4 protein-coding genes and 2 pseudogenes are annotated in these 9,585 nt (G+C 61.8%); 3 read left to right on the plus strand and 3 right to left on the minus strand.

The features are described from left to right. Nucleotides 1-151: 151 nt before the first annotated feature. Together AC30NL_RS05505 and AC30NL_RS05510 are read left to right on the plus strand one after the other, a co-directional pair. Nucleotides 152-313 (plus strand): annotated as a pseudogene (locus AC30NL_RS05505) (MOFRL family protein); the annotation flags it as partial. Nucleotides 314-473: 160 nt separating this feature from the next. Next, on the plus strand, nt 474-827 hold the full coding sequence (locus tag AC30NL_RS05510; RefSeq protein WP_489463008.1) for a hypothetical protein: 354 nt from the start codon (nt 474-476) through the stop codon (nt 825-827). 836 nt (nt 828-1,663) lie between these two features. Here AC30NL_RS05510 and AC30NL_RS05515 read toward each other — a convergent pair. The 3 genes and pseudogenes from AC30NL_RS05515 to xdhA form a co-directional block, all read right to left on the minus strand. After that, nucleotides 1,664-2,881: an NEL-type E3 ubiquitin ligase domain-containing protein gene (locus AC30NL_RS05515; RefSeq protein ID WP_489463009.1), complete on the minus strand. Its 1,218-nt coding sequence runs from the start codon at nt 2,879-2,881 to the stop codon at nt 1,664-1,666. A gap of 1,131 nt (nt 2,882-4,012) precedes the next feature. After that, entirely contained in the window at nt 4,013-6,343 is a 2,331-nt protein-coding gene (gene xdhB / locus AC30NL_RS05520; protein ID WP_489463011.1) for a xanthine dehydrogenase molybdopterin binding subunit, read from the minus strand. 75 nt (nt 6,344-6,418) lie between these two features. Then, a pseudogene (gene xdhA / locus AC30NL_RS05525) lies at nt 6,419-7,825 on the minus strand (xanthine dehydrogenase small subunit); the annotation flags it as partial. 201 nt (nt 7,826-8,026) lie between these two features. Between xdhA and guaD the strand changes: the two are divergent. Next, nucleotides 8,027-9,418 (plus strand): guanine deaminase, encoded by a 1,392-nt coding sequence (gene guaD / locus AC30NL_RS05530; protein ID WP_489463010.1) that lies wholly within the window; start codon nt 8,027-8,029, stop codon nt 9,416-9,418. Nucleotides 9,419-9,585 lie beyond the last annotated feature (167 nt).

Consider the following 9,585-nt stretch of genomic DNA (forward strand, 5'->3'; position numbering starts at 1 on the left):
AAACAACCATCCTATCGATCCTTGGTCAGCCTCCTCCCTTTGCCTTCAACCATTTGCGCGCGTTTCCCAGGGCTGGAAGGCCAAAGTAAGTGCCATTCCGCCATAGCCCGGGCTATGGCTGCGCTTTGCGCCTAGATCAAGTGCCTTTTGACGCGCTGCTCGGGCACGCTCGAAAAACTCTCAGCCTCTGAAGCCGCAAGAATTCCTCGAGCGCAATGATGCATACAGCTTCTTCGAAGCGTTGGGCGATCTTGTCGCCACCGGGCCGACCTTTACCAATGTCAACGACCTTCGAGCTTTGCTCGTCGTCTGACGACTGCCGGCTATATCGTCCGTTGCTACCGCTCATGTCAAACGATCGGTGGCAGAAGATGCCACCCCGGTATCGAGTCGTGTACATGGCGCCGGTTTCCCCATACCATGCTGGACGCCGCAGAAGCGCTTGAACCTCAGGTCAAGAGAGGAGCAATCTCATGCCTTACCTTGTACGCGCATTCCCGCTGATTCGTCCAGTGGTCGAACTTCAGCAGTTTCTTTCGGCGCTTTCTAACGCAAAGCGGGCGGAAGCCAGCAGGTTCTACAGGGAGTACGGTGTCTCGCACGAATCGGCTTACCTGCAAGAAACTCAACACGGCAACATTCTCATTGTTGTCACCCTGTTGGCAGACCAGGAAGAGGCTGCCCCACGCTACAGGGCCGCATCCGAGGAGTTTCATACGTGGTTCAAGGAGCAGGTCTTCTACCTGTCAGGGATAGATCCGAACGTGACTCCGCTTGGACCGCCGACCACCCAAATGTTTTGTTGGCCAACCGAGCCAGATGAATGAGCATTTCAAAAGTTCACGTCCGGTACCTCGTTCGGAAAATACACGTCGCTTGCACGCAAAGTTCTGGACGATCACAAACGACAGATCTCAAGCAACCCGGCTTGGCTCAATGCGGAGTACGCTTGCGCTCGAACTAAGCGAAGGTGACAGCACTGCAAAGGCTCTATTTGACGAAAGGAGAGAGCGACATCCAAATCGCGTCGGCCTTTCGCTTGCCGGGCCTGTCAATGCCTCTCATGCGCCTGTCCTCGGTGAAGATGAATCAGCAATCGTATGGTGCGGGTGCACCCGGTGTATGCGACGCCGCGAAGCGCTCTACGACAAAACGAGCCCCTTGGTCGGCTCGACGAAGATGTTGTCGCGCCAGCTTCCTCGCCCGTCGGGCTGATGGCGCCGGGCATCTGCAGTGGCTTTGAAACCAGCTCTTGGCCTTGGCGCAGCGCCATTGTGGCAACGCGGATGACCGGAGATGGCCGGAACCATGAGTAGTGCTCGAAAGGCCAGAAGCATGGATGGCATGACCCACAGCCAGCCCTCGCTTGCGCAGGCGATCGAATCGATGTTTCCGGCTCAGAGGCTGAGAGTTTTTCGATCATGCCCGCTCATCACGTCAAAAGCCTCCTGTGCAACGGCTTTTCCTCATGGCCTGTGAGCGCTCCAATGCACCGAACTTACGTGCGATAGCCCTGGCATGTATGCCCGGCTTGTTTGGTTTTCTGACGACATAGGCTGCCCGTTGATTCATGATTCGCGGATTGACGCGAAAGCTATACGGGAGAGTTCCGACGTACTACTCAAATCATTGCCAGATCATTGGAACGTGCAACGGCTTTTCTTCATGGCCTGTGAGCGCTCCAATGCACCGAACTTAGGTCCAACCGGCCTAATAGGCCTTTGGCCGCCAGACGCAGCAGCAGCGCATTTTCTTCATCGGCAAACCTGGCGTAGACCTTCAGCGCCTGCGCGGCATAGTCCGCCTGGCCTTCCACATCCTCATCTTTGGGCGGATCAATCTCGTGGAAGGGATCGTCATCCTGTTGTTTCTTCAAGTCCTTGAATTCCTGTGCGTGTAGCGCCTTCATGCCGGCACGCCATGTCTCGTGGCTCAGCAGGAACTTACCGTGCGCTTGACTGTTTTTTGCTTGGTCTTTTACCTCCTGTTCAAGCATGCTCAGCTGTTCTTCCGTCAACACGCTGCACCTGACCCATCTCATCGCGGATGGTGTGCTCTCCGGCAGACCAAGCTGCTCGCGTAGGGCGACCTGGGCATGAACCATGATTTCCAGTGGTTCATCGCGGAGCCGCTTTTTCACCGGCGGCGGGACGTCGGAACTTTGGAGTTGCGCGTGGATGAAGCTGCGCACTGCGCCTTCGAGGAGCGACAACCGGAACAGCGATCGTGCCCAATCGTCGAGCTGCTTCGCGTTCACTTCGCCACTCCCCACTGCCTTCTCCATCCGACGGTTCTCCACGGACAAGCATATGTCGGAGAAACCTTCGTCCAATTTATCGCTGCAACTGCCTAGCGCGGTTTCCGCGAGTCCGAACACCTGGGATCGCAAGTCGGGATCACTCGCGATCGCCTGTATTACCAACGACACCTTCGCCGCCGTGTCTTCCTCTGACATTGACGTGCCTTGCGCACCGCCTTCGCGCAGGCGCGAGAGCAGGCGCGCAAATGACTGCGCATTTTCCTCGTGATCGAAGGCATGCACGGAGTGGATTCGATTGCCGGTCAGGTTGACCCAGGCTTGGATTTCGGTGCCCAAAGGGTCGCGCTGACGGAAGAGATCAGCGCGTTCCAATTCACGGGAACTTGGAGCCTGCTGTTGCGGCTCAGTAAGCCCGCTGGCCTGGAGCATTGCGGCGCCCATCGGCACGAGTGCAGCCTCCATTTCGCTGGGTAGGCTATTCCACCCGAGCTCGGCACCGCGGAAACCCTGGAAAGCCGAACGGTGTCCGTGGCTATTCCACGTGTCTAGGTGCCCGAAATACTGCGCGGAGATCGAGGTGTTGCTGGCGAGGGACTGTGAGCCTTCGGTCCAGTTGGCCATGGGGATGTCGAGCCCCGACAGCAACGCCCTTTCGGGGTTGACTATTGCCGCTGAGGCCGGCACGTTGGGTCTGGCACGGCGTGAGGCCTCATATTGCGATAGCCCTGGCGATAAGGCAGATACGAGCGATGGGCGAATCGGTTGGGATGTTGCAGGCGCCTCTGTGTTGTTGGCTCCACCCGCCGGTGCGCTGACGTTCAGGAACGAGCGGGCTTCGGCCGTGCGCGGTGCGTCCGGTGCACGGAGATCGCGGACCTGGAGCGTGGTCGGATTGAGAAGGAGGCGTGGGTGCCCTTGCCCTTGCCCGCTTGCCGGTGAGGCCGCCACGGGTTGCATGGGTAAGTCACGGCGTGAGGGGGGTCGTGACGATGATTCAGCCCGCCTGTCGCCGGGTATGCGGCGCCGCGACGGCGACGCCATTGCGGAGTTGGCTCCACTGATTGCCGGTGAGGCCGGCACGTGTGGCATGGGTACGGCACGGCGTGAGGGTCGTGACGATGATTCAGCCTCCCTGTCGCCGGGTGTGGTGCGCCGCCGCGGTAACAGCGACGCCAGTGCTGAGAATGCCCTACTCGCAAGAGGCCGCACACGCCTTGGCTCGACGCTATGCGGGTCGGAGTCATTCGTTTCGGGGCTGATCCCACGTGGCCTGGATGCGCCTGTGATGCGTGACGGTCGATTCATGATGTGCCTGTGTTGCGCAGTGGATTGATGTTCAGAGTTTTATGCCAGGCGGCACATTTTTGTCATTCAACGCGAAGTCATGTCCACCTACGCGATGGCTCTGTCGTGCAATGAGTCCCGGCGACCAGTACACGCGATCTTGGCAATGGCATGACCGATGCCACTATCGTCTCTGAGAGGCTGAGAGTATTTCGATCATGCCCGCTCATCACGCCAAGAGGTCCCTGCGCGTCGTTGCAAATGCTCGCTATAGCCAGGCTATGGCTGCGCTTTGCGCCTAGATCAGGCGCCTTTTGACGTGCTGCTCGGGCAAGCTCGAAAAACTCTCAGCCTCTGAGTGAGCCTCTGAGTGGGAATGTGCACGCTACCGTTCGTGGTCATGGATTGGTAATGACCCGGTGGGTTGCCCCGGATAGTGATGCCCAGCAAGCTGCATCCGAATTCAAGCTACGTTCTCGCAGCCCGAACCGCATCAATCGCATCGAGCACCGCTTCCGCCGTCGCCGGTGCCCGCATCGGCGGATCGACGCGATGCCCGCCCACAGCAGACACCGCATCTCGAATCGCGAAGAAGGCCGAGAAGGCCAGCAGAAGGGGCGGCTCGCCGACTGCCTTGCTGCGGTGAATGCTGTCCTCGACGTTGGCGTTGTCGAACAGCCGGACGTTGAACACGGGCGGGCAATCGTTGGCCGTCGGGATCTTGTAGGTGCTGGGGGCGTGCGTCGACAGCATGCCTGTTTGCGGATGCCACACCAGCTCTTCCATCGTGAGCCAGCCCATGCCTTGAATGAAAGCGCCTTCGATCTGGCCGATGTCAACTGCAGGATTCAACGATCGCCCGACGTCGTGAAGGATGTCGGCACGCAGCACTTTGCTCTCACCGGTCAGGACTTCCACCTCCGCCTCGCTGACCGCCGCACCGTACGCGAAGTAGTAGAACGGACGGCCTTGCAGCTTGTCGCGGTCCCAGTGCAGTCCGGGCGTGGCGTAGAAGCCGTCGGACCAGAGTTGCACGCGTGACTCGTAGGCGTGGTGAACGAGGGTTTCAAACGGCATGCTGTGTTCGCCCGCATGCACTGCGTTGTTGGCGAAACTGACCGCACTCGCATCGCAATCAAGCTGCCTTGCCGCCACCTCCACCAGACGCTCGCGTATCTGCCGTGCCGCGTCTTGCGCGGCCTTGCCGTTCAAGTCACTGCCCGAAGACGCGGCAGTGGCCGAGGTGTTGACGACCTTGTGCGTGTCGGTGGCCGTCACGCGAACCCGCTCCAGGTTCACACCCAGTTCATGCGCCACCACCTGCGCCACCTTGGTGTGCAGGCCCTGGCCCATCTCCGTGCCACCGTGGTTCACGAGGATGGAGCCGTCGGTGTAGACGTGCACCAGCGCGCCTGCCTGGTTGAGGTGCTTCAGATTGAAGCTGATGCCGAACTTGACCGGCGTGAGCGCGATGCCGCGTTTGCGCGTCTGGCTGCTGGCGTTGAACGCGGTGATCTGCTTGCGTCGTGATCGGTAGTCGCTCGTTCGCTCCAGTTCTGCCACGATCTCGTGGATGACGTTGTCCTCGATCTTCTGTCCGTACGGTGTCACGTTGTTGTCGGAGATGCCGTAGAAATTGATGCGCCGCACGTCGAGCGGATCGCGCCCGATCGCCCGAGCAATGCTGTCGAGCATGGCCTCGGTGACGATCGCGCCCTGCGGCCCGCCGAAGCCGCGGAAGGCGGTGTTGCTTTGCGTGTCGGTCCTGGCCGAATATCCGTGCATGGCCACCTCAGGCAGCCAGTAGGCGTTGTCGACGTGGCACAGCGCGCGGGTCATCACAGGACCCGACAGATCGGCCGAGTGCCCCGCGCGCGAGATCAGCGTCACTTCGCAGCCGAGCAGGCGGCCCTCGTCGTCGTAGCCGGCTTCGTAGTCGTATTCGAAGCAATGCCGTCGCCCGGTGATGAGAAAGTCGTCGTCGCGATCGGCGCGCAGCTTCACGGGCCGCATTGTTCGCCGTGCCGCGACGGCCGCCACGCAGGCGAAAAGTGCCGACTGCGATTCCTTGCCGCCGAAGCCACCGCCCATGCGGCGGCATTCAACGCGCACATGATGCGAACGTCCCCCGATGGCGCGGGCAACGAGGTGCTGCATCTCGCTCGGATGCTGCGTCGAGCAATGAACCACCATGCCGCCGTCTTCCTGCGGTACGGCGTAGCTGATCTGGCCCTCGAGGTAGAACTGTTCCTGCCCGGCCACGGACAGGGTGCCTTTCAGTCGATGCGGCGCGGATGCGATGGCTGCCTGTGCACCTTTGGCGCTTGAACTGCGAGACAAGTGCATCGGTGGCAGAACGTAGCGGCCTTTCGCGTGGGCCTCGCGCGGGCTGAGCACGGGTGTGGTGGGTTCGATGCTCAGCACCTCGCTTGCCTTCGCCGCAGCGCGCCGCGCCGCATCTCGTGTTTGTGCAATGACTGCGAAGACCGGCTGTCCGAGGTAGCGCAATTCGCCGTCGGCCAGGATGGGATCGTCGTGCACGATCGGGCCGCAGTCGTTTTCGCCCGGGATGTCTTGTGCCGCGATCACATCCACCACGCCAGGCATGGCACGAATGCGCTCGAGCGCCATGCGGCTGATGCGGCCGCTCGCCATCGGCGACAAGCCGAGCGCGCAATGCAAGGTGCCTGCGAGTTCAGGGAGATCGTCCACATATCGCGCCTCGCCCGTGACGTGCAGGTGAGCGGATTCATGAGGTCTCGTGACACCGACCTCTCCGCCAGATTCCTTGACGCTCATCAAGGCAAGTTGCGGCGCCGGTGATCTCTCTTCGCTGGGGGGCTGTTCCGCAGAAACTGCCTGCGTCTCCAGCCAAAACCGCTGCAGTAGATTGCGTGCGACCCGCATCCGGTACCCGGCACTGGCCCGCATGTCCGTCAAAGGCGTGAAGTCCGTTTCCAGTGCGGTCATGGCAGCATCAACGGTGTCTTGCGACCACGGCTTGCCCACGAGTGCGGCCTCGGCCGCCGCCGCACGCTTGACCACTGCAGCCATCCCGCCGAAGGCCAGACGTGCCTCACGTACCACGCCCGCATTCACTTCGACCGCAAGCGCCGCACACACGGCCGAGATGTCGCTGTCGAATCGCTTGCTGATCTTGTAGGCGCGCATCTGCCGTTTCATTGCCGCCAGCGGCACGACGATGGTCTGAAGGAACTCGCCCGGGTCCAGCCGATTCTTCATGTAATCGACGTAGAACGCATCGAGAGGCATGCGGCGAACGCGCGAGCCCTTGCGCAACTCGAGCTGCGCATCGAGCGCCATCAGTGCCGGCGGCGCATCGCCGATCGGCGAGCCGTTGGCGACGTTGCCGCCCATGGTGCCTGCGTGACGGATCGGCGGCGACGCGAATCGAATCCACATCTCGGCAAGTACCGGCATGCGCGACGCCAGCGAGTCCCACGCGGCTTCCAACGATGCACCCGCCCCGATGTGAAGTTCGCCGTCGCGCTCTTCGATGCGCTGGAGCGCCGCGACGTCACCCAGGTAGATCACATCGCCCAACTCGCGGAACTGCTTGTTGACCCAGACGCCGATGTCGGTGCTGCCGGCGAGCAGGCGTGCCTTCGGCATGCTTTCGCACATCGCGGCGAGTTCGTCCACGGTGATCGGCACGTGAAAATTCGCCCCGTGCGAACGTGGAGAACGGTCTATGGCACGCAGCGCTTGGGCCACGGCCTGGGCATCCAGCCGCACGGCAGGCAATTCGAACATCCGTGCGCCAGCATCCAGAATCGGTCGGTACCCCGTGCAGCGGCACAAATTCCCGGCCAGTTCATCTGCCAACTGCCTACGATCCGGCCGAGTCCCCGCTCCCATGTGCCGTTCGTAAGCCGCCCACAGGGACATCACGAAGCCTGGGGTGCAGAAACCGCACTGCGATCCATGGCACTCGACCATCGCCTGTTGCACGGGATGGAGCCCGCCGCCAGCCAAATACTTCAAGTCTTCGACGGTGAACAGGGCCTTCCCGTGCAGCGTGGGCACGAACTGCATGCAGGCGTTGACGGTCTGCAAATCCAGCGGTCCGGTGCCATGCTGGCGCGAGGTGCCGATCACGACGGTGCATGCACCACAATCGCCTTCGTTGCAGCCTTCCTTGGTCCCGGGGCAGTGGGCGTCTTCCCGAAGCCAATCGAGCACTGTGCGTGTCGGGGAAACGTCGTTGACATCCGCGATGCGGCCGCGGTGATAGATGCGAATGGCTTGCGAAGACGACATGAGGGAAGCTTGCGGCACAAGTCCTGGGAGGTTGAGAGTATTTCGATGCAAAGACCCTTGCTCGTCGTTGCAAATGCTCGCCCACGTGGCTGCGCTGTGCGTAGCTCAGGCGCTGTTGACGTGCTGCTCGGACACGCTCAGCCTCTCAGCCTGTGAACCCGTTTCGATGCATATTAAACATCCGACGCCAACGAGGTGGGAATGAATCTCGAAGTCGACTTGCCTGCGGTCCTGACCGACACCCTCACTGACACCCTGGCCGACCAAGCCGTGGCCCTCGAGGCTGCCGCCTCGCCGCAGCGCATTGCCTTGCGCGGCGACCTGCTCGACTTCACGTCCAAGCCTGAATGGGGCGTCGTCGAATCGCCAGCAGTGCGCTTTCGGGAAGACCACTGGCTGCTGATCGAAGGCGGCCGCATCGTCGGTGCCCAGCCCGGCGATCAGGCACCCGATTCGAGCTGGGTGCGGCGCGACCACCGAGGGCAGCTTGTCATGCCGGGTTTCATCGACACCCATGTGCATAGCCCGCAGCTTGACGTGATCGCAAGCCACGGTAGCGAGTTGCTTGACTGGCTCAACACCTACACCTTTCCTGCGGAACGCCGCTATGGAGATCTTGTCGAGGCCGAGGCGGGCGCGGCGAGGTTTCTCGATGCATTGCTGTGTCATGGGACGACGAGCGCGGTGGTCTTTCCGACTGTTCACAAGGTCAGCGCCGACTCGCTCTTCGCTGCTGCGCACGAGCGCGGCATGCGGCTCATCACCGGCAAGGTGCTGATGGACCGCCACGCGCCCGAAGGGCTGCGCGATGAAGCGCCTGACTTCGGCGCGAAGGACTGCGTGGACCTCATCGACCGCTGGCACGGCGTCGATCGGCTTGCGTATGCGGTGACCGTGCGATTCGCGCCGACGAGCACGCCCAGCCAACTTGCCATGGCCGGGCAACTTTGCACTGCCTACTCTGCTGCCTACATGCAGACCCATTTGGCCGAGAACCGTGCCGAGGTGAAATGGGTGCATGAACTCTTCCCCGAGGCGCGCAGCTACCTCGACGTCTACGAGCGCGCTGGCTTGCTCAACGCCCGTGGCGTTTTCGCCCATGGCATCTGGCTCGACGAAGCCGACCGCGCCTCGCTGCGCGACAACTGCGCACAGATCTCGCACAGCCCCTCGTCCAACCTGTTCCTCGGCAGCGGCCTCTTCAACTGGCGGGCTGCGGAAGATGCGGGCGTTGCGGTGAGCGTGTCGACTGATGTGGGCGGGGGCACCAGTCTGTCGATGCAGCGCACGCTATTGGACGCGTACAAGGTCCAAGCCTTGCAAGGGGAACGACTGACAGCATGGAGGGCTTTGCATGGCGCGACACTCGGGGCTGCCGCGGCCTTGGGTCTGGGCGACGAGATCGGATCGCTGAGCACCGGATGCACGGCGGACGTGTGCGTGTGGGACTGGGCATTGGGCCCCGTCGCGCAACGCCGGCATGAGCTGGCGCAAGCCTTGCACGAGAGAGTGTTCGCATGGCTCACGCTGTCGGATGACAGGAATCTGGTGACGGTGTATGTGAAGGGAGCAGTGAGATATGAACGTGCATAGCGGAGTCACTGCATTACTCCGTCTCCCGCGAGAGGGCTGCGCATTACTCCCTCTCCCTCTGGGAGACCCCCCGCCGGGGGAGAGGGAGCCGCAATGCATTACTTCGAAGCGGGCCACAGCGAGCTGGCCTGTATTGCTCCCTCGCCCCTTCGGGGAGAGGGCTGGGG

Origin of the sequence: Rhizobacter sp. (assembly GCA_021153565.1) — a bacterium.
In the GTDB taxonomy this organism is placed as follows: Bacteria; Pseudomonadota; Gammaproteobacteria; order Burkholderiales; family Burkholderiaceae_C; genus Albitalea.